Annotated in this window: 18 protein-coding genes; 7 read left to right on the forward strand and 11 right to left on the reverse strand. The window is 58.3% G+C overall.

Annotated features, from left to right (window positions below; genetic code table 11):
• Nucleotides 1-83: 83 nt before the first annotated feature.
• Nucleotides 84-356 (forward strand): HU family DNA-binding protein, encoded by a 273-nt coding sequence (locus AC4ANK_RS09525; protein WP_002552737.1) that lies wholly within the window; start codon nt 84-86, stop codon nt 354-356.
• Nucleotides 357-561: 205 nt separating this feature from the next.
• A complete protein-coding gene (locus AC4ANK_RS09530; RefSeq protein WP_002552738.1) occupies nt 562-2,445 on the forward strand; it encodes a SurA N-terminal domain-containing protein in 1,884 nt (627 codons plus the stop codon).
• Between the two features lie 110 nt (nt 2,446-2,555).
• Here AC4ANK_RS09530 and fabI read toward each other — a convergent pair whose 3' ends face one another.
• The 8 genes from fabI to gloB all read right to left on the reverse strand — a co-directional run bounded on the left by fabI (nt 2,556) and on the right by gloB (nt 13,362).
• Nucleotides 2,556-3,350: an enoyl-ACP reductase FabI gene (gene fabI / locus AC4ANK_RS09535; protein ID WP_004660733.1), complete on the reverse strand. Its 795-nt coding sequence runs from the start codon at nt 3,348-3,350 to the stop codon at nt 2,556-2,558.
• Nucleotides 3,351-3,368: 18 nt separating this feature from the next.
• Nucleotides 3,369-4,979, reverse strand: coding sequence for an ABC transporter ATP-binding protein (locus AC4ANK_RS09540; RefSeq protein ID WP_002552740.1), 1,611 nt, complete (start codon nt 4,977-4,979; stop codon nt 3,369-3,371).
• 1 nt (nt 4,980) lies between these two features.
• Nucleotides 4,981-6,000: an ABC transporter permease gene (locus tag AC4ANK_RS09545; protein ID WP_002552741.1), complete on the reverse strand. Its 1,020-nt coding sequence runs from the start codon at nt 5,998-6,000 to the stop codon at nt 4,981-4,983.
• A 1-nt stretch (nt 6,001) separates the two neighbouring features.
• The gene (locus tag AC4ANK_RS09550) at nt 6,002-7,075 is read right to left on the reverse strand and encodes a microcin C ABC transporter permease YejB (protein WP_002552742.1); all 1,074 of its coding nucleotides are present in this window, start codon (nt 7,073-7,075) and stop codon (nt 6,002-6,004) included.
• 1 nt (nt 7,076) lies between these two features.
• Entirely contained in the window at nt 7,077-8,933 is a 1,857-nt protein-coding gene (locus AC4ANK_RS09555) for an extracellular solute-binding protein (RefSeq protein ID WP_002552743.1), read from the reverse strand.
• Nucleotides 8,930-10,759 (reverse strand): extracellular solute-binding protein, encoded by a 1,830-nt coding sequence (locus AC4ANK_RS09560; RefSeq protein ID WP_002552744.1) that lies wholly within the window; start codon nt 10,757-10,759, stop codon nt 8,930-8,932. Before AC4ANK_RS09560 ends, AC4ANK_RS09555 begins: the two co-directional genes overlap by 4 nt.
• A 137-nt stretch (nt 10,760-10,896) precedes the next feature.
• Entirely contained in the window at nt 10,897-12,483 is a 1,587-nt protein-coding gene (locus AC4ANK_RS09565) for a LysM peptidoglycan-binding domain-containing protein (protein ID WP_460383079.1), read from the reverse strand.
• 99 nt (nt 12,484-12,582) lie between these two features.
• On the reverse strand, nt 12,583-13,362 hold the full coding sequence (gene gloB / locus AC4ANK_RS09570) for a hydroxyacylglutathione hydrolase (protein WP_002552746.1): 780 nt from the start codon (nt 13,360-13,362) through the stop codon (nt 12,583-12,585).
• 81 nt (nt 13,363-13,443) lie between these two features.
• On the opposite strand from gloB, the gene AC4ANK_RS09575 reads away from it, so the two are divergent.
• The gene (locus AC4ANK_RS09575) at nt 13,444-14,205 is read left to right on the forward strand and encodes a class I SAM-dependent methyltransferase (RefSeq protein ID WP_002552747.1); all 762 of its coding nucleotides are present in this window, start codon (nt 13,444-13,446) and stop codon (nt 14,203-14,205) included.
• Nucleotides 14,206-14,251: 46 nt separating this feature from the next.
• Nucleotides 14,252-14,701 (forward strand): ribonuclease HI, encoded by a 450-nt coding sequence (gene rnhA, locus AC4ANK_RS09580; protein ID WP_002552748.1) that lies wholly within the window; start codon nt 14,252-14,254, stop codon nt 14,699-14,701.
• Between the two features lie 21 nt (nt 14,702-14,722).
• On the opposite strand, the gene AC4ANK_RS09585 is transcribed toward rnhA, so the two are convergent.
• Nucleotides 14,723-15,628 (reverse strand): VOC family protein, encoded by a 906-nt coding sequence (locus tag AC4ANK_RS09585; RefSeq protein ID WP_002552749.1) that lies wholly within the window; start codon nt 15,626-15,628, stop codon nt 14,723-14,725.
• Between the two features lie 15 nt (nt 15,629-15,643).
• Nucleotides 15,644-16,408 carry a serine O-acetyltransferase EpsC gene (gene epsC, locus AC4ANK_RS09590; protein ID WP_031594810.1) on the reverse strand — a complete coding sequence of 255 codons (765 nt, stop codon included), beginning with the start codon at nt 16,406-16,408 and terminating at the stop codon, nt 15,644-15,646.
• 260 nt (nt 16,409-16,668) lie between these two features.
• On the opposite strand from epsC, the gene dnaQ reads away from it, so the two are divergent.
• Entirely contained in the window at nt 16,669-17,448 is a 780-nt protein-coding gene (gene dnaQ, locus AC4ANK_RS09595) for a DNA polymerase III subunit epsilon (RefSeq protein ID WP_002552751.1), read from the forward strand.
• Between the two features lie 21 nt (nt 17,449-17,469).
• Nucleotides 17,470-18,024, forward strand: coding sequence for a GNAT family N-acetyltransferase (locus AC4ANK_RS09600; RefSeq protein WP_002552752.1), 555 nt, complete (start codon nt 17,470-17,472; stop codon nt 18,022-18,024).
• Between the two features lie 46 nt (nt 18,025-18,070).
• Here AC4ANK_RS09600 and AC4ANK_RS09605 read toward each other — a convergent pair whose 3' ends face one another.
• Nucleotides 18,071-18,286 (reverse strand): hypothetical protein, encoded by a 216-nt coding sequence (locus AC4ANK_RS09605; RefSeq protein WP_002552753.1) that lies wholly within the window; start codon nt 18,284-18,286, stop codon nt 18,071-18,073.
• 211 nt (nt 18,287-18,497) lie between these two features.
• Here AC4ANK_RS09605 and AC4ANK_RS09610 point away from each other — a divergent pair, with 211 nt between their 5' ends.
• On the forward strand, nt 18,498-19,067 hold the full coding sequence (locus tag AC4ANK_RS09610; RefSeq protein WP_002552754.1) for an NADPH-dependent FMN reductase: 570 nt from the start codon (nt 18,498-18,500) through the stop codon (nt 19,065-19,067).
• The last annotated feature ends 9 nt before the right edge of the window (nt 19,068-19,076 follow it).

Consider the following 19,076-nt stretch of genomic DNA (forward strand, 5'->3'; position numbering starts at 1 on the left):
GCACCAGCAAGCCTTCCAGCGCTCGTTTTGCTTAACACCTAAAACTTAGAAACATACTCAATATAGAGATAAGGGGACTTAGAGTGAACAAGTCGGAACTGATTGATGCTATCGCTGCATCTGCTGATATCCCGAAAGCTGCTGCTGGCCGTGCGCTGGACGCAGTGATCGAATCCGTCACTGGCGCTCTGAAGGCTGGCGACTCGGTTGTTTTGGTTGGCTTTGGTACGTTCTCCGTGACTGATCGTCCTGCTCGCATCGGTCGCAACCCTCAGACTGGTAAGACGCTGGAAATCGCTGCTGCTAAAAAACCAGGTTTCAAAGCTGGTAAAGCCCTCAAAGAAGCTGTCAACTAAGCCTCTCGATGCCTTTGCCCGCTGGGTCGGGTCTGTCCTGATCCAGTAGCGGAGCGGTGGTGCATTCGGTTGCAACACCGAGGGGTTCGAGCCCTATCGCTCCGTCAGTTACGAGAAGGCGCATCCTCGGATGCGCCTTTCTTCTATCCGCTTTCTACCCACGCTCCGCGGTTGGTTAGTCAGTTCAACCGTTTTGGGGGACGCAATGCTGCAGAACATCAGGGACAATTCACAAGGCTGGATTGCCAAGACAATTATCGGAATCATCATCGCTTTGATGGCCTTCACCGGCATCGAGGCGTTGTTTACCGCTACCAGCAATAAGCAGAACGCGGCTGAAGTGAACGGCGAGGACATCTCTCAGAATGAGTTGAGCCAGGCCGTCGACATGCAGCGGCGTCAGTTGGCTCAGCAGCTCGCGCAGCAGTTGGGCAAGGATTTCGATCCTGCGATGCTGGATGAAAAGCTGTTGCGTGAATCAGCCCTCAAAGGCCTGATCGACCGCAAGCTGCTGCTGCAAGGTGCAACGGATGCGAAATTCTCGTTTTCCGACGCGGCACTGGATCAGCAGCTTTTGCAGACGCCTGAGTTTCAGGTCGATGGCAAGTTCAGTGCTGACCGTTTCGATCAGGTCATTCGCCAGCTGGGTTACAGCCGTCTGCAGTTCCGCCAGATGCTTGGCCAGGAAATGCTCATCGGTCAGGTGCGTGCGGGGGTTGCCGGCAGTGCTTTCGTAACCGATGCACAGGTTGACGCTTTTGCCCGTCTGGAAAAGCAGACCCGTGATTTCGCGTCGCTGACCCTGCCCGCCGATACCACGGCGGTCAAAGTGACGGACGACGAAGTCAAGGCTCACTACGACCAGCATGCCAAGGAGTTCATGAGCCCTGAGCAGGTTGTGCTTGATTACATCGAATTGAAGAAGTCGTCTTTCTTCGACAAGGTGCAGGTCAAGGATGAGGACTTGCAGGCGGCTTATCAGAAGGAAATCGCCAATCTGTCCGAACAGCGTCGTGCTGCGCACATCCTGATCGAGGTCAACGACAAACTGAACGACGAGCAGGCCAAGGCGAAGATTGAAGAAATTCAACAGCGTCTGGCCAAGGGTGAAGATTTTGCGGCGCTGGCCAAGGAATATTCGCAGGACCCTGGTTCGTCCAGCAAGGGCGGTGATCTTGGTTACGCAGGCAAGGGTGTCTATGACCCTGCGTTCGAAGACACATTGTATGCCTTGAACAAGGACCAGGTATCGCAGCCTGTGCGTACCGACTTCGGCTGGCACCTGATCAAGTTGCTGGGCGTCGAGGCTCCATCGGTGCCGACCTTCGCCAGTCTGAAAGACAAACTGACCACGGATTTGAAATCGCAGCTGGTCGAGCAGAAATTTGTCGAAGTGACCAAGCAGCTGGAAGATTCTGCGTTTGAATCGTCCGATCTGTCTCAACCGGCACAGGACCTGGGCATGAAGGTTCAGACCACTGCGCCATTCGGTCGTGAAGGCGGTGAGGGTATTACAGCCAACCGTGCGGTTATCCAGGCTGCGTTCAGCCCGGAAGTGCTGGAAGAAGGCTCCAACAGCAACACGTTGGAGCTGGATCCGGAGACCGTCGTGGTGGTGCGCTCCAAAGAGCATCTGCAACCTCAGCAGTTGCCGCTTGAGAGCGTTGCCAGCTCGATTCGCACTCAACTGGTCAAGGAGCACGCCACGGCCGCTGCCAAGGCCAAGGGCGAGGCTCTGCTGGCCGGGCTGCGTGATGGCAAGATCCCGCTGGCTGCGAAGCAGGATGGACGTGACTGGAAATCGATGGAAGCAGTCACTCGCAGTCAGGAAGGCGTTGATCCTCAAGTACTGCAGACGCTGTTCCGCATGCCCAAGCCTGATGGCAAGGGCAAGCCGGAATTCGCCAGCATTACTGCAGCCGATGGCAGCTTCGTGATTGTGCGCCTCAATGGCGTGAATCAGGCTGCTGCGCCGACTGACGCGGAAAAGGCGCAATACCGTCGCTTCCTCGCGTCGCGTGCGGGTCAGCAGGATTTCGCTGCGTACCGTGCACAGCTGGAAAGCAACGCGAAGATCGAGAAGTTCTAAGCTCGAAACCCGCACAAAAAAGAAGGCCGCTCACTGAGCGGCCTTCTTTTTGAGTGCAGGAAAGTTGCCTGCCGGAAAAATGCCGCTCGCGAGGAGCGGCGCTTGCCGTCTTACTCTTCCATGCTGCCCATCGCGGTGGTGTTGAAACCGCCGTCGACGTACATGATCTCACCACTGATGCCCGACGCCAGGTCAGAGCACAGGAACGCACCGGCATTGCCGACTTCGTCGATGGTCACGTTGCGGCGCAAAGGAGTCTGCGCCTCGTTGGCAGCCAGCATTTTGCGGAAGTTCTTGATACCCGAAGCCGCCAGTGTGCGGATCGGGCCGGCCGATACAGCATTGACGCGAGTACCTTCCGGGCCGAGGCTGCCGGCCAGGTAACGAACGCCGGCTTCCAGGCTGGCCTTGGCCATGCCCATGACGTTGTAGTTGGGCATGGTGCGCTCTGCGCCCAGGTACGACAGGGTCAGGAGGCTGCCATTGCGGCCCTTCATCATTTCGCGACCAGCCTTGGCCAGGGCCACGAAGCTGTAGGCGCTGATGTCATGAGCGATGCGGAAACCTTCGCGAGTGGTAGCGTCGGTGAAGTCGCCGTCGAGCTGGTCACCCGGAGCAAAGCCGACCGAGTGAACGATCACGTCCAGGCCGTCCCACTTCTTGCTCAGCTCTTCAAAGACCTTGGTGATCTCTTCGTCGCTGGCCACATCGCAAGGGAAGCACAGCTCAGGACCTGAGCCCCAGCCTGCGGCGAACTCTTCGACACGGCCCTTGAGCTTGTCGTTCTGGTAGGTGAAAGCAAGCTCTGCACCTTCACGATGCATGGCGGCAGCAATGCCGGATGCGATGGACAGTTTACTGGCGACACCGACGATCAGGACGCGCTTACCGGCGAGAAAACCCATGTGTTGTTCCTCTTCAGGTTAATCGACAGCTACCGGTGCCAAAAAGGCGGCTTCCAGCAGCTGCTGTGTATAAGGATGTTGCGGTGCGGCGAAGATGTCCTGCGCTGCACCCTGTTCGACCACTTGGCCTTGCTTGACCACCATCAGCTGGTGGCTCAGCGCTTTGACGACAGCCAGGTCATGGCTGATGAACAAATACGTCAGATTGTACTTGGCTTGCAGCGAGCGAAGCAGCTCGACGACCTGACGCTGTACGGTCCGGTCTAGGGCTGACGTCGGCTCGTCCAGCAAGATAAGCGCCGGTTTCAATACCAGCGCACGTGCAATGGCGATCCTCTGCCGTTGGCCACCGGAGAACTCGTGAGGGTAGCGGTGCCGGGTATCCGGATCCAGGCCAACCTCCCTGAGTGCTTCGATGATCGCCGTCTGTTGCTCGGCGGCCGTGCCCATGCCATGGATTCGCAAGCCTTCGCCAACGATTTCACCCACTGACATACGCGGGCTCAAACTACCAAACGGGTCCTGGAACACCACCTGCATCTGCCTGCGCAGCGGACGGATCTGCTGTTGCGACAGAGATTCTAGCGCGTTGCCCTTGAAACGTATGGTGCCCTGGCTGCCGATCAGCCGAAGAATCGCCAGCCCCAGCGTCGATTTGCCCGACCCGCTTTCACCCACGATGCCCAGTGTTTGCCCTTGCGGCAGGCTGAAGCGTATGCCGTCCACCGCCTTGACGTGGTCGACCGTGCGCTTGAGCAGGCCCTTTTTGATCGGGAACCAGACTTTCAGGTCCTCGACTTCAAGCAGCGGGGCGCCGGCCGGGTTGGTCGAAGGACCGCCGCTGGGCTCTGCGCTGAGCAACACTTTGGTGTAAGGATGTTGCGGCGAACGGAACAATTCTTCGCACGATGCCTGTTCGACGATGCAACCGCGCTGCATGACACATACTCGGTTGGCTATTTGCCTTACCACGTTCAAATCGTGGCTGATAAGTAACAACGCCATGCCCAGACGAGCCTGCAATTGCTTGAGCAACTCAAGAATTTTCAGCTGTACCGTGACGTCCAGTGCAGTAGTCGGTTCGTCGGCAATCAGCAGCTCCGGCTCGTTGGCCAGTGCCATCGCTATCATTACACGCTGGCGTTGGCCGCCTGAAAGCTCGTGTGGCAAGGCTTTGAGCCGTTTGTGTGGCTCGGGGATGCCTACCAGCTCAAGAAGCTCCAGCGTGCGTTTGGTGGCGTCCTTGCCGGTCAGGCCCTTGTGCAGGCCCAGCACCTCGTTGATTTGTTTTTCGACCGAGTGCAGCGGGTTCAGCGAAGTCATCGGTTCCTGGAAGATCATGGCGATACGGTTGCCACGGATCGAGCGCAGCTTTTTCTCTTCCACTTTCAGCAGGTCTTCACCGCCGTAGCGGATAGTGCCGCTCGGATGACTGGCAATGGGGTAGGGCAGCAGGCGCAGGATCGAATGCGCTGTAACCGATTTGCCCGAGCCGCTTTCGCCGACCAGTGCGAGGGTTTCACCCCGACGGATGTCAAAGCTGATGTTCTCGACCACCCGTTGCCGTGAGTCGCCCGTCACGAACTCGACCGCCAGATCGCGGATTTCGATCAGATTGTCATTGCTCATCTTATTTCCTTGGGTCGAAAGCATCGCGGGCAGATTCGCCGATGAACACCAGCAGGCTCAGCATAATGGCCAGCACAGCGAACGCGCTGATGCCCAGCCAGGGTGCCTGCAGGTTGGATTTGCCCTGCGCCACCAGTTCGCCCAGCGAAGGCGATCCGGCGGGCAGGCCGAAGCCCAGGAAGTCCAGTGCAGTCAAGGTGCCGATGGCCCCGGTGAGGATGAACGGCATGAAGGTCATGGTCGAGACCATGGCGTTGGGCAGGATATGGCGGAACATGATCGCGCCGTTCTCCATGCCCAGCGCTCGCGCGGCTCTTACATATTCCAGATTCCGGCCACGCAGGAACTCGGCACGCACCACGTCCACCAGGTTCATCCAGGAGAACAGCAGCATGATGCCCAGCAGCCACCAGAAGTTGGGTTGCACGAAGCTGGCGAGAATGATCAACAGATACAGCACGGGCAGGCCCGACCACACCTCCAGAAAACGCTGGCCCAGCAGGTCGACCCAGCCGCCATAGAAACCCTGCAGGGCACCGGCGATGACGCCGATGATCGAACTGAGGATGGTCAGGGTCAGGGCGAACAGCACGGAAATCCTGAAGCCGTAGATCACTCGTGCCAACACATCACGGCCCTGATCGTCGGTGCCCAGCAGGTTTTCCCGGGACGGTGGCGCAGGGGCGGGGACTTTCAGGTCGTAGTTGATGCTCTGGTAACTGAACGGGATGGGCGCCCACAGGGTCCAGCCATCCTTCGCCGCGAGCAATTCCTTGATGTACGGGCTCTTGTAATTGGCTTCCAGCGGGAATTCGCCGCCGAAGGTGGTCTCCGGGTAACGCTCCAGCACCGGGAAGTACCAGTGACCGTCGTAGCGCACGGCAAGCGGTTTATCGTTGGCGATCAGTTCGGCGCCAAGGCTCAGGCCGAACAGGATGAGGAACAGCCACAGTGACCACCAGCCGCGTCGGTTGGCTTTGAAGCGTTCGAAGCGACGGCGATTGAGAGGAGACAGCTTCATATCAATGCTTCCTGCTTTCGAAGTCGATGCGCGGGTCTACCAGGGTGTAGGTGATGTCGCCGATCAGCTTCACCACCAACCCCAGCAGGGTGAAGATGAACAGGGTGCCGAACACCACCGGGTAGTCGCGGTTGATAGCGGCTTCAAAACTCATCAGGCCCAGGCCGTCCAGCGAAAAGATCACTTCCACCAGCAGCGAGCCGGTGAAGAAGATACCGATGAACGCCGACGGGAAGCCGGCGATCACTAGCAGCATCGCGTTGCGAAACACATGGCCGTAGAGCACCTTGTGGTTGCTCAGGCCCTTGGCTTTGGCGGTGGTGACATATTGCTTGCTGATTTCGTCGAGAAAGCTGTTCTTGGTCAGCAGGGTCATGGTGGCGAAGTTGCCGATCACCAGCGCGGTGACCGGCAGCACCAGATGCCAGAAGTAGTCGAAGACCTTGCCCAGAGTGCTCAGTTCGTCATAGTTGTTCGAAGTCAGCCCGCGCAGCGGGAACCAGTTGAAGTAGCTGCCACCGGCAAACACCACGATCAGCAGAATCGCGAACAGAAACGCCGGGATGGCGTAGCCGACGATGATCGCCGAGCTGGTCCACACGTCGAACTGGCTGCCGTGGCGAGTGGCTTTGGCGATCCCAAGCGGGATCGACACCAGGTACATGATCAGCGTGCTCCATAACCCCAGAGAGATGGAGACCGGCATCTTCTCGACGATCAGGTCGATCACCTTGGCATCGCGAAAGAAGCTGTCGCCGAAATCCAGCGTGGCGTAGTTCTTGATCATGATCCACAGGCGTTCCGGTGCCGATTTATCGAAACCGTACATGCGTTCGATTTCTTTGATCAGTGCCGGGTCCAGGCCCTGCGCGCCACGGTAGTTGGAGCCCGCCACCGATACCTCGGCACCGCCACCCGCAATTCGGCTGGTAGCGCCATCAAAGCCTTCGATCTTGGCGATCATCTGCTCGACCGGTCCACCGGGTGCGGCCTGAATGATGACGAAGTTGATGATCAGAATGCCGAGCAGGGTAGGGATGATCAGCAGTAGCCGTCGCAGAATATAAGCCAGCATGTTATTGCTCCGCGTTCGCAGGCTTGGCCTGATCAGTGGCTGACGGGGTCGCGGTGGCGGGTTTGACATTCGGCTTCGCCCACCAAGTCATCAGGCCGATATCGGAAAGCGCCTTGGCCTTGGGATGGTCGATGTGATTCCAGTAAGCCACCCGCCAGGTTTTGATGTGCCAGTTGGGTACAACGTAAAAACCCCACAGTAATACGCGGTCCAGCGCTTTGGTATGGGTGATCAGGCTTTCCCGGGAGTCGGCGTTGATCAGCCCGTTGACCAGCGTGTCTACCGCCGGGTCCTTGAGGCCCATGAAGTTGCGGCTGCCCGGGTTGTCGGCGCTGGATGAGTCGAAATACACGCGCTGCTCGTTACCGGGTGAGCTGGACTGCGGATAGCCAGTGACGATCATGTCGTAGTCCCGCGAGCGCAGGCGGTTGATGTATTGCGACACGTCGGCGCGGCGAATCACCAGCTCGATGCCCAGATCACTCAGGTTACGTTTGTAAGGCAACAGAATGCGCTCGAATTCGGTCTGGGCGATCAGAAACTCCAGCTTCACCGGGTTGCCCTGGGCATCGACCATCTTGTCGTCGACGATCTTCCAGCCCGCTTCCTGCAACAGCTGGAAGGCCCGGCGTTGCTGTGGACGAATCATGCCACTGCCATCGGTTACCGGCAGCGTGAAGGGTTCGGTGAACACTCGATCCGGAATCTTGCCGCGCAACGGTTCAAGAATTTTCAGTTCTTCGGCGGACGGCAGGCCGCTGGCGGCCATTTCCGAGTTGTCGAAATAGCTTTTGGTGCGGCTGTACGAGCCGTTGAACAGCTGTTTGTTGGTCCACTCGAAGTCCAGCAGCAGAGTCAGCGCCTCACGGACCCTGACGTCTTGAAACACCGGCTTGCGCAGGTTGAAGACAAAACCCTGCATGCCCGTCGGATTGCCATTGGGAAGCTCTTCCTTGATCAGCCTGCCATCCCGGACTGCTGGCGTGTCATATGCAGTTGCCCAGTTCTTGGCGCTGGTTTCCACCCAATAATCGAACTGCCCGGCTTTGCCCGCTTCCAGCGCGACGGTGTTGTCGCGATAGTAGTCGGTGGTCAGCACATCGAAGTTGTAGAAGCCCTTATTGATCGGCAGGTCCTTGGCCCAGTAATCCTTGACCCGTTCATAACGCACCGAGCGCCCGGCTTTTACATCGGCGACCTTGTACGGCCCGCTGCCCAGCGGGAAGTCCAGGTTGCCCTTGCTGAAGTCGCGATCTGCCCAGAAATGTTTGGGCAGCACGGGTAACTGGCCAAGAATCAGCGGCATCTCCCGATTGCCCTTGTGCTTGAATTTGAACAGCACGCGCAGCGGGTCTTCGACGACCACCTGATCGACGTCGGCGTAGTAACCCTTGTACATGGGCGACCCGTGCTCCATCAGTGTCTTGAAGCTGAACTCCACGTCTTCGGCACGCATCGGGTGGCCGTCATGAAAGCGCGCTTCCGGGCGCAGGTAGAAGCGTACCCAGCTGTTGTCCGGGGCTTTCTCGATTTTACCGGCAACCAGCCCGTACTCACTGAACGGTTCATCCAGGCTTGCACGGGCCAGGGTGTCGTAGATCAGGCCGATGTCATCTGCCGGCACGCCCTTGTTGATGAACGGGTTGAGGCTGTCGAAACCGCCGAAGCCTGCCTGACGGAACGTGCCACCCTTGGGCGCATCCGGGTTCACGTAGTCGAAGTGCTTGAAGTCGGCCGGGTACTTGGGCGGCTCGTCGTACAGCGTCACGCCATGCTGAGGCGCAGCCTGTACCGTGCAGGCGAGGCTGGCCAACAGCAGGCCGGCCGCTTGCGCGCGCAGGGAATGCAATGGGTTCATCGGGGCTTCTCCAGAGTCTTGAGCCACCACGCACGCAGCCCCAGGGTGTAGGGCGGGGTGGTGACCATGGCGAATCGGTTGCGATAGGCAAGCCGATGATTGTTCAGATACCAGTTGGGAATGCTGTAGTGCTGAGCCAGCAGCACGCGGTCCAGCGCTCGCGCAGCCGCGACCTGTTCATCGCGGGTTTGCGCGCCGAGCAGTTTGTTCAGCAGGGCGTCGACCACCGGGTTGGCAATGCCGGCGTAGTTCTTGCTGCCGTTGATCGCGGCCTGGCTTGAATGAAAATATTGCCACTGCTCAAGACCGGGGCTCAGCGTCTGTTGCAGGGTCATGAGAATCATGTCGAAGTCGAAACGGTCCAGGCGTTGTTTGTACTGGGCGCGATCGACGGTGCGCAGCCCTGCATCAATACCCAGGCGTTGCAGGTCTTCGATGTAGGGCTGCAGGATGCGTTCGAGGTTGGGGTTGACCAGCAGGATCTCGAAGCGCAGCGGTTGCTTGTCGGCGTTGAGCAAGCCCTTGTCCGACAGCGTCCAGCCAGCATCGGCAAGCAGTTTCAAGGCCTTGCGCAGAGTGTCGCGCGGGATGCCGCCGCCATCGGTTTTCGATGGGGCAAATGGCTGGGTAAACAGACTGGCGGGCAACTGATCGCGATAAGGCGCCAGCAATAACCATTCAGCCCCGCTCGGCAGGCCCGTCGCGGAAAACTCGCTGTTGGGGTAATAGCTGGTCGAACGCTCATAAGCGTCGCTGAACAGTGTGCGGTTGGTCCATTCGAAATTGAACAACAGCCCCAGTGCTTCGCGTACGCGGATATCGGCGAAGGCCGCGCGCCGGGTGTTCATGAACAGGCCTTGGGTCTGGGTCGGTATGCGGTGCGGAATCTGCGCCTTGATTACCTGACCGTTTGCGACTGCCGGGAAGTTATAGCCATTCGCCCAGTTCTTGGCCTGATGCTCGATGTAGATATCGAATTCGCCCGCCTTGAATGCTTCGAACGCCACATCGCTGTCGCGGTAGAACTCGACTTCCACCCGGTCGAAATTGTATTTGCCGCGGTTGACCGGCAGGTCCTTGCCCCAGTAATCCTTGACCCGCTCGAACACCAGCTGACGTCCGGGCTGCACGCGGGTGATGCTGTAGGGGCCACTGCCCAGCGGCGGTTCGAAGGTAGTCGCCTTGAAGTCTCTGTTCTTCCAGTAATGCTGGGGCAGCACTGGCAGTTCCCCAAGACGCAGAATCAGCAACGGATTGCCAGAGCGCTTGAAGACAAACCGGATGCGATGACGATTGAGGATGTCGACGCGCTGCACTTCCTGCAAGGCGGTGCGGTATTGAGGATGACCGTCCTTGAGCAGCGTTCGGTAGGAAAACGCCACGTCGTAGGCGGTGATGGGCTTGCCATCGTGAAAGCGCGCCTGCGGGCGCAGGTTGAACACCACCCAGCTGCGGTCCTCGCTGTATTCAACGGACTGCGCGATCAGCCCGTAACTGGAGGTCGGTTCATCGCCGGACGGGTCGTACTGCCCTGTGCCCACCATCAACGGCTCGTTCAGTTCATTGACGCCGTATTGCAGGAAGTTTCCGGTCGAGACCGGGCTGCTGCCCTTGAATGTGTAAGGATTGAGCGTGTCGAACGTACCAAACGCCATCATTCTCAAGGTGCCACCTTTCGGCGCCTCGGGATTGACCCAGTCGAAATGAGTAAAGCTGGCCGGGTACTTGAGAACACCAAACTGCGCATAGCCATGACTTTCTGTGATGGCTGCGTTGGCGCAGAAGCTCAAGGCCAGGCTGATGGTTAGCAGGAAGGGACGTATCACGATCCGGGCGACTTGGGCTTTCGGGTCGCTAACAGTAACAGCTTGTTCCAGCTGGAAAAAGACTGCAGGTGACTGCGCAGCCGGGGCTGCATCGGCCACCCGCCCCAAGGTTATCGAAGGGCAAGTGGCCGCGATCATCAGTGCGGCAGGTAAACGGTCAGGGTCTGACCGGGTTTGAGGGCCTGCCCGCTACGTGGATTCCAGCGCTTGAGATGTTGAATCTCGACGTTAAAGCGCTTGGCGACCAGGTACATCGAGTCGCCTTTCTGGATCTTGTACTGCATGGATTTCTTTTCGCCGTCTTTGGCGCTGGCGACCGTTTTACTGCTGGATTTGCTGGTGTCCTGCATGACCAGCGTCTGGCCGACCTTGAGCTTCTTGCCGGTCAGCTTGTTCCAGCGTTGCAGGTCTTCGACATCCACCTTGTTGGCTTGCGCGATGGTGGTCAGGTTGTCACCGCTGCGCACCTTGTAACTTCGGGTACGTGACGGCTTGTCGTTGCTGGCCAACGCTTCGAACACGGGCTGTGAATTCTGCATGCCCGGCTTGACCGGTATGCTCAGTGATTGACCGACCTTCAGGCGGTTGCCGGACAGCTTGTTATTGCCCTTGAGCGAGCTGACCGTGACCTGATAGCGACTCGCCAGGCTTTCCAGAGTATCGCCCTTGCGTACGCGGTAAGGCTGCCAGGCGACCAGCTCTTCCTGTTTCATGGTCAGCAGGCTGGCAGTCAGCAGTTGCGCCTTGGACGTTGGCACCAGCAGATGCTGAGGCCCATCGACCGTCAGGCGCTTCTTGTAGGCAGGGTTGAGCTGGATAAGCTCATCTTCGTCAATATCGGCAGCGCTGGCCACTTTGGACAGATCGACGCGCTTGTTGAGTTCGACGACTTCGAAATAGGGCTGGTTGGCGATCGGATTGAGGTTGACGCCATAGGCTTCCGGCGACAGTACCACCTGGGACAAGGCCAGCAGCTTGGGCACATAGTCCCGTGTTTCCTGCGGAAGTGGCAGGTTCCAGTAGTCGGTCGGCAGGTTGAGCTTGTCATTGCGCTCGATGGCACGGCTCACTGTGCCTTCGCCCGCGTTGTAGGCCGCGAGGGCCAGTAACCAGTCACCGTTGAACATGTCATGCAGACGGGTCAGGTAATCCAGTGCGGCAACGGTCGAGGCCTGGATGTCGCGACGTCCGTCATAAAAGCTGGTCTGGCGCAGGTTGAAGTAACGCCCGGTCGAGGGGATGAACTGCCATAGACCTACAGCCTGGCTGCGTGAAACGGCCATCGGGTTGTAGGCGCTTTCGATGACAGGGAGCAGAGCCAGCTCCAGCGGCATGTTGCGTTCTTCAAGGCGCTCGACGATGTAATGCATATACAGGCTGCCACGCTCGCCAGCGTTTTCCAGAAAGGAAGGGTTGTTGGCGAACCACAGGCGCTGCTGGTCGATACGGGGGTTTTGATCGTTGCCTTGTTGCAGTTGAAAGCCCTGACGCATGCGCTCCCACACATCTTGTGGCGGGGCGAGGGGAGTGACGGGCTTGTGAGACAGGAAAATCGGTTTTTGCTTGATGCCGGCGGCCAGATTAGGCGTGCGATGGCTGCTGACCGGGTCGACGCTGGCAGTGCTCTGGCAACCGGCCAAAAGCGCACTCGCGGTGACAGCCATGGCCTGAGCCAACCGAGTCAATGCGTCCGAATGTGAAGGCTTGCTGATAGATGACGACATTGTTCGGGGGGTACATCCAGACGAAAATGTCGGGCGATTCTAGGAAGCAGCCTGCCGTCGGTCAACCTTTCAGAATTTTATTGCGGTTTTATGGTCAGGTCAGAACTTATCTTTCCATGCCCTCAAGCTGGCAAAGACCGCACTCTGCGAGGTGTTTTGCCCGCCGCTCCGTTCGTCCGCTTTTTCTTTAACAGATGTTTCCCGGGTTCGCAGGAACGGGTTGGTGCGTTTTTCCAGAGCCAGGTTTGAAGGAAGGCTGATGCGATTTTCACTACGCCAGCGGGTGACTTCGGCGAGGCGTTGGGCAATATCCTGATTATCGGGCTCGACGGCCTGAGCGAAGCGCAGATTACTCAGCGTGTATTCGTGGGCGCAATAAATCAGCGTGCTGTCCGGCAGTTTGGCCAGACGCTCGAGGGAGTCATGCATCTGCTCTGGCGTACCCTCGAACAGACGTCCACAGCCTGCTGCGAACAGCGTGTCGCCGCTGAACAGCAAGGGCGTTGTAGCGTCTTCATGGTAGAAGGCGATATGACCGAGCGTGTGGCCGGGAACTGCATGCACCACAAACTCGAGGCCGAGCACTGTCAGTCGGTCATGGTCGACCAGTGCGATATCGCGTGCCGGAATAGTCTCTGCCGCAGGGCCGAGTACGCGTGCCCGGGTCGCCTGCTTGAGTTCCGCCACGCCGCCGACATGATCATTGTGGTGGTGGGTGATGAGAATATCGGTCAACCGGTAGTCCGGATGCTCCGCCAGCCAGCCCAGCACCGGTTTCGCGTCGCCAGGATCGACCACAGCGCATTGCTGGCTCGAAAGGTCTTGTAACAACCATATGTAGTTGTCATTGAAAGCAGGAAGGGCGTGGATCTGTATCATGGCGCAGTTCGCATAGCGGCGGACAATGGTGCATCTTAGAGTCTGTTGCCGCTGTACGCGAGCACCTCTGGAGGAGAACTCATGACCGATGAAGCGTTCGCTCAGGCTGATCCTGAGTGGCTTGCATTGATCCGCGCTGCCCGTGAATGGCTTTCCGGGCCGCTGGGGCAGCTTCTGCTCGAAGAGGAACGGCGCATTCTCGACGAAGAGCTGGGGCGGTATTTCGGCGGCTACCTGGTGCATTACGGCCCGTCGGCGCAAGCGCCGCCGGTTGCCCCGCAGGTGCAACGCAATGTGCGGCTCGGAGCACCATTGCCGGGCGTCGAGATTGTCTGCGAAGAGCAGGCCTGGCCATTGAGCGAGCACGCGGCGGATGTCGTGGTACTGCAGCACGGTCTGGATTTCTGTCTGTCGCCCCACGGGCTGCTGCGTGAAGCGGCCAGCAGTGTTCGGCCGGGCGGGCACTTGCTGATTATCGGCATCAACCCCTGGAGCGCCTGGGGCATGCGTCACGTGTTCGCTCGGGATGGGCTGCGCAAGGCGCGCTGCATCTCATCCTCGCGGGTCGCCGACTGGCTGAACCTGCTGGGCTTCGCGCTGGAGAAACGGCGCTTCGGATGCTATCGTCCGCCCCTTGCTTCAGCGGCATGGCAGTCACGCCTTGCTGGGCTCGAAAGCCTCGGTGAAGGACGTCAGAGCCCCGGTGGCGGCTTCTACCTTCTGGTGGCGCGTAAACTGGTGGTAGGCCTGAGGCCTGTACGTCAGGTACGCCGCGACCCTATCGGCAAGCTGATTCCCATGCCGATGGCCAAGGTCAGTCGCAACACTCAGGATCATTCCTGAGCAATGCCATGCTGCACATGAAGCCCATCATTCTGGAAAGGTCGTAATGAGCGATAGCGTTGAACTCTTCACCGACGGTGCCTGCAAGGGCAATCCTGGCCCGGGCGGGTGGGGTGCCCTGCTGGTGTGCAAGGGTGTCGAAAAAGAGCTGTGGGGTGGCGAGGCCAACACCACCAACAACCGCATGGAGCTGACGGGTGCCATTCGCGGGCTCGAAGAACTCAAGCGTCCCTGCGAAGTGACGCTGGTGACCGACTCTCAGTACGTGATGAAAGGCATTACCGAGTGGATGGTCAACTGGAAGAAACGCGGCTGGAAAACCGCGGCCAAGGAACCGGTCAAAAATGCCGATCTGTGGCAGCTGCTCGATGAACAGGTCAGCCGGCATAACGTGAAATGGCAGTGGGTACGAGGCCATATCGGCCATCCCGGCAACGAGCGTGCCGACCAGCTTGCCAACCGTGGTGTTGACGAAGTGCGTGGCATAAAAAGCTGATATTCGTCAGTCGACGTTCAGTCAGATACTCTGTACGAAATCGAGGATGACATTGCCTGCCGCGTGCGGCGCCACGAGGACGCGGTCCGGTATTTCATGACCCCGTATTTCATGATGAGCCACGTCATTACGCGCCAGTATTGCGCGCAGATCGTTGAGGCTCGTGGTGCGCAGCCGGATGGAAATCGCATGGGGGCGCTCCCTGGTAATTGCAGGTAGCTCGACGTCCGGAAATTCCAGGGCAGCTGTCGCGGCGTCGATGGCACGCAATACGCCGCATCGGGTATCAGCCTCCAGGGCGGCACCGTTGTATGTCACCGCATTGCCGTAGATAGCTCGCCAGCGGGGTTCAAGCCGTTCGGGGTCTGCCAGATAGGTGATCGCCAGAATCCCGTCTGCACCATTGGGGTGGTTCTGCCAGCCGCGCACCCAGATCAGCTCAGGACGATGCTGATGGCAGATAAAGTTGGAGGCGTCCGGGAGTTCCGGGTCGATGAAGAGCGCCAGCGAAACAACGGCTTCATCGTCGCGACCATCGGGAAGCGTCATTTTTCGGCGAAAATCAATACGGCCCTGGCTTTCAAGCCCTGCAGCCGCCATACGCGCGTGGTCATCGTCGGCATCTTTACTGTGCAGCGCCACCAGCGAAACGCCTTCTTCGCCGCGGTCGAGGAATTGACCCAACTGACGTCCGAAGCAGAAACCGTTTACCGAGTGGGTGCCGAATTTCGAAGCATCTTCGACGCCGATCAATTCGATAAAGTTACTGGGAAACATCATCAACGAGGTGACGGTTCCCCAAGGGTGGTAGCTGACCGGCGACGGCGCGAAGCCCATTCTGCGATACAGCTCCAGAGCCTCGGCATGATTACGCACGGTGACAAGAGGATGATCGATACCCTGCGCAAATTGAGCAACGGCTGTCATGGTAATAGCTCCTGATTAGCCTTTGGATTTTGTCGTAAAGGTCGCCAGAAAAGCAGGGGCATTACCCACCACCTTTGCCGGTGTGCCAGCGACGACCGTTTCAGCCGCCACTGCTTTGAGTACGACCGAGTTGGCCGCCACAATGGCATTGGCTCCTACTTCGATGTTTCCCAGAACGGTTGCTCCGGCGCAAATAAGTGCGCCTCTGCGGATTTTCGGGTGTCGGTCGCCTGCTTCGTTGAGGGTGCTGCCCAGCGTGACACCGTGCCAGAGGCTCACTTGATCTTCGACTACAGCGGTTTCCCCGATAACAAGGCCGATGCCATGGTCGACAAACAAGGATTTGCCGAGCCGCGCCGCCGGGTGAATATCGATGCTCCAGGTGTTGGCCGCCCAGTTCTGTACTAGCACCGCGCTTTGCTCATCGCCCTCAGCCCACAGTGCATGGGCGATGCGGTATGCCTGAACGGCCTGTATGCCCCGGAAGGTCAGAAAGGCCGTGAGGTGATCCGGGCAGGCAGGATTGACTGTTTCCAGATGGTTGATATCGGCAGCTGCTGCCTGAGCGATGGACGGCCTGGCCTTTATGATCGCCTTGAACCAGTCTTCCAGCGCCACGTTACTCGCTTGGGCCTGCATCTGTCGGGCAAGGTTCGCAGCGAGCGCATCCTCGAAAGTCGAATAGACCAGCAGGTGGCTTGTCGCATAATCGCCGAGTACCGGGTTGCGCTCGGTCAGTTGCCGGGCTTGATCGCGAAGGCGCTGCCAAAGAGGGCTCATATCGATCTCCTGTTGCCGATGGGTCGAGTATGGACACGCGGCAGACGCGTCAGCAATCATCGCAAACTCGGAACTCTGTTGCCTTTATCGCAACTCATGATGCAACTCGGGAGGCGGGCGAGTTCCGGGTAAAATCGCCGAATCCGTTGTATCCCTGCAGCGCCTGCTGACGTTTATCCCTTTCAATTGCGGATGGATCCGACAGGCTCGCAGCTTCCATGGCGTGTTAGAATCGCGGCCTGTAGATGAGGCGACAGTCAATGGCATTACAAAACCTGGATAACAGATCGATCGTTCTCGATACCGAAACCACCGGTATGCCGGTGACAGATGGTCACCGGATCATCGAGATCGGTTGTGTCGAGTTGATTGGCCGGCGCCTGACCGGTCGGCATTTTCACGTGTACCTGCAACCTGATCGCGAAAGTGACGAAGGCGCGATTGGTGTTCACGGTATCACCAACGAATTTCTGGTCGGCAAGCCCCGGTTTGCCGAAGTCGCCGATGAATTTTTCGAATTCATCAAAGGCGCGCAACTGATCATTCACAACGCAGCGTTCGATGTTGGCTTCATCAACAACGAATTTGCCTTGATGGGTTCGCAGGACAGGGCTGATATTACCCAGCACTGTTCGATCCTCGACACCCTGATGATGGCGCGTGAGCGCCATCCGGGGCAGCGCAACAGTCTGGATGCCCTGTGCAAGCGCTACGGCGTCGACAACTCGGGCCGCGAGCTGCACGGCGCACTGCTCGACTCTGAAATTCTGGCCGACGTCTACCTGGCGATGACCGGCGGGCAGACCAGCCTGTCGCTGGCTGGTAATGCCTCTGACGGCAACGGCTCCGGTGAAGGCTCTGGCAACCGAGGCAGCGAAATCCGCCGTTTGCCTGCCGATCGCAAACCTTGCCGCATCATTCGTGCTTCGGAAAGTGAACTGGCCGAGCATGAAGTCCGTATGAGCACCATTGCCAAGGCATCCGGTGCACCTGCTTTGTGGGTACAAATGCTGGAAGCCGCAGCGCAGACGTCCTCCTGACAGCAACCAGCGAGTGGTGACATGAACCTGGCAAACCCTGCCTTGAGCATTCGGATCGCAGACGAATGCTTCGAGGACTACATTCTCAATAGCGAATTCACGTTTACAGTGCTTGGCTATGCCCAACCGCGTATCGGCGAAAGCGTTGATTCATGGCAGGTTGAGCTGGTCGAGCCGTACAGCAAGAATTATGGTATCGATTCTCAGGAGTTTGCCGATCATCGCGATGCCGCCACGAGTTCGGTGATGGTGGCCTGGCTGGATGACCGCCCGGTTGGCCATATCGTGATGAGCACTCACTGGAGCGGGTTCGCCTACATCGATGAATTGGCGGTAGACGAGTCGGCGCGTCGTCATGGGGTCGCGCGCTCATTGCTCGATGTCGCTCAATTCTGGAGCCGCAAGCGCAATCTGCCCGGCATCGTTCTGGAAACCCAGAACAATAACCTGGGTGCCTGCAGGTTGTATGAGCGTTGTGGATACGTGGTAGGCGGGGTGGACCATATGCGCTATCGAGGCATAGATCCCAATACACGTGAAACGGCAATTTTCTGGTATCTGATCTTTTCTGACTAGCAACTTCCCGCTGGCAGCGGTAGCTCGAGCGGGAGTTCTGTTTGTATTACGGCGTTGTACGGGTGATTTTCACGCCCGATTGCACCAGTTGAAAGTCTTCACCGCCCAAATGCTTGACCCGGTCACCAATTGCCAGTCTGTAAGTGATTACCGGCTGCCCGCCCTGCACCTCACCCGGCTGCGATTCCTGGAATTCATGGACCGGGTAGACGCGACCTTCGGCGTCTCTGGCATGAAATTGTCCGACGAGAACTGAAGCCATTTGCTCTGTAACCTCTGAAACTGAATATAACTGCTGGTTTACGAATCCATCGAGGCTAGTAGACCACTGATCTATAGGTGAGTTTGCCGGCAGGAAAAAAATAATCCGGGCGGTTGTGGCGCGTCGGGGAATTGACCAGGGCAATGGTCGTCTAAAGGCGGCTGTTGTTGTATACCTGATATTCCCTATTAATCAGATGACGGATATTTTCATGAGCCAGGTTCATACCATTGCCGTATTGGTCGGCAGTCTGCGAAAAGACTCCATCAACCGAAAAATTGCGCTTGCCCTCGCGGAGCTGGCACCTGCCAGCCTTAAACTTAATATCGTCGAAATTGGCGATTTGCCTCTGTATAACGAAGACATTGATGGCGCTTCTCCGCCGCCAGCCTACAGTGCATTTCGCGACCAGTTGGGCGCTGCCGACGGCGTGCTTTTTGTAACACCGGAATACAACCGTTCGGTGCCGGGTGCCCTGAAAAATGCCATTGATGTGGGCTCGCGTCCTTACGGCAAAAGCGCTTTCAGCGGCAAACCCGGCGCGGTCATAAGCGCTTCTCCGGGTGCTGTCGGTGGCTTTGGTGCCAACCATCACCTGCGCCAGTCTCTGGTATTTCTGGACGTGCTGTGCCTTCAGCAGCCTGAGGCATACCTGGGTGGCGCTGGAAGCTTTTTCGATGAAGCGGGCGCACTGTCCGACAAGACACGGCCATTTCTGGAGACGTTCATCAACGCCTTCGCTGCATGGGTTGAAAAGAACGTCCAGCCTTCCGTTAATTGATGTGAGCGA

The sequence above is a fragment of the Pseudomonas sp. Pmew2 genome (genome assembly GCF_058129885.1).

What these genes read in the sequence shown, in the direction of transcription:
- epsC (WP_031594810.1), bottom strand. Translation starts at nt 16,408, where the DNA reads ATGAGCCCTCTTTGGCAGCGCCTTCGCGATCAAGCCCGGCAACTGACC.
- gloB (WP_002552746.1), bottom strand. Translation starts at nt 13,362, where the DNA reads ATGATACAGATCCACGCCCTTCCTGCTTTCAATGACAACTACATATGG.
- fabI (WP_004660733.1), bottom strand. Translation starts at nt 3,350, where the DNA reads ATGGGTTTTCTCGCCGGTAAGCGCGTCCTGATCGTCGGTGTCGCCAGT.
- AC4ANK_RS09540 (WP_002552740.1), bottom strand. Translation starts at nt 4,979, where the DNA reads ATGAGCAATGACAATCTGATCGAAATCCGCGATCTGGCGGTCGAGTTC.
- AC4ANK_RS09585 (WP_002552749.1), bottom strand. Translation starts at nt 15,628, where the DNA reads ATGACAGCCGTTGCTCAATTTGCGCAGGGTATCGATCATCCTCTTGTC.
- AC4ANK_RS09550 (WP_002552742.1), bottom strand. Translation starts at nt 7,075, where the DNA reads ATGCTGGCTTATATTCTGCGACGGCTACTGCTGATCATCCCTACCCTG.
- AC4ANK_RS09565 (WP_460383079.1), bottom strand. Translation starts at nt 12,483, where the DNA reads ATGTCGTCATCTATCAGCAAGCCTTCACATTCGGACGCATTGACTCGG.
- AC4ANK_RS09575 (WP_002552747.1), top strand. Translation starts at nt 13,444, where the DNA reads ATGACCGATGAAGCGTTCGCTCAGGCTGATCCTGAGTGGCTTGCATTG.
- AC4ANK_RS09610 (WP_002552754.1), top strand. Translation starts at nt 18,498, where the DNA reads ATGAGCCAGGTTCATACCATTGCCGTATTGGTCGGCAGTCTGCGAAAA.
- AC4ANK_RS09600 (WP_002552752.1), top strand. Translation starts at nt 17,470, where the DNA reads ATGAACCTGGCAAACCCTGCCTTGAGCATTCGGATCGCAGACGAATGC.
- AC4ANK_RS09530 (WP_002552738.1), top strand. Translation starts at nt 562, where the DNA reads ATGCTGCAGAACATCAGGGACAATTCACAAGGCTGGATTGCCAAGACA.
- AC4ANK_RS09555 (WP_002552743.1), bottom strand. Translation starts at nt 8,933, where the DNA reads ATGAACCCATTGCATTCCCTGCGCGCGCAAGCGGCCGGCCTGCTGTTG.
- dnaQ (WP_002552751.1), top strand. Translation starts at nt 16,669, where the DNA reads ATGGCATTACAAAACCTGGATAACAGATCGATCGTTCTCGATACCGAA.
- AC4ANK_RS09545 (WP_002552741.1), bottom strand. Translation starts at nt 6,000, where the DNA reads ATGAAGCTGTCTCCTCTCAATCGCCGTCGCTTCGAACGCTTCAAAGCC.
- AC4ANK_RS09605 (WP_002552753.1), bottom strand. Translation starts at nt 18,286, where the DNA reads ATGGCTTCAGTTCTCGTCGGACAATTTCATGCCAGAGACGCCGAAGGT.
- rnhA (WP_002552748.1), top strand. Translation starts at nt 14,252, where the DNA reads ATGAGCGATAGCGTTGAACTCTTCACCGACGGTGCCTGCAAGGGCAAT.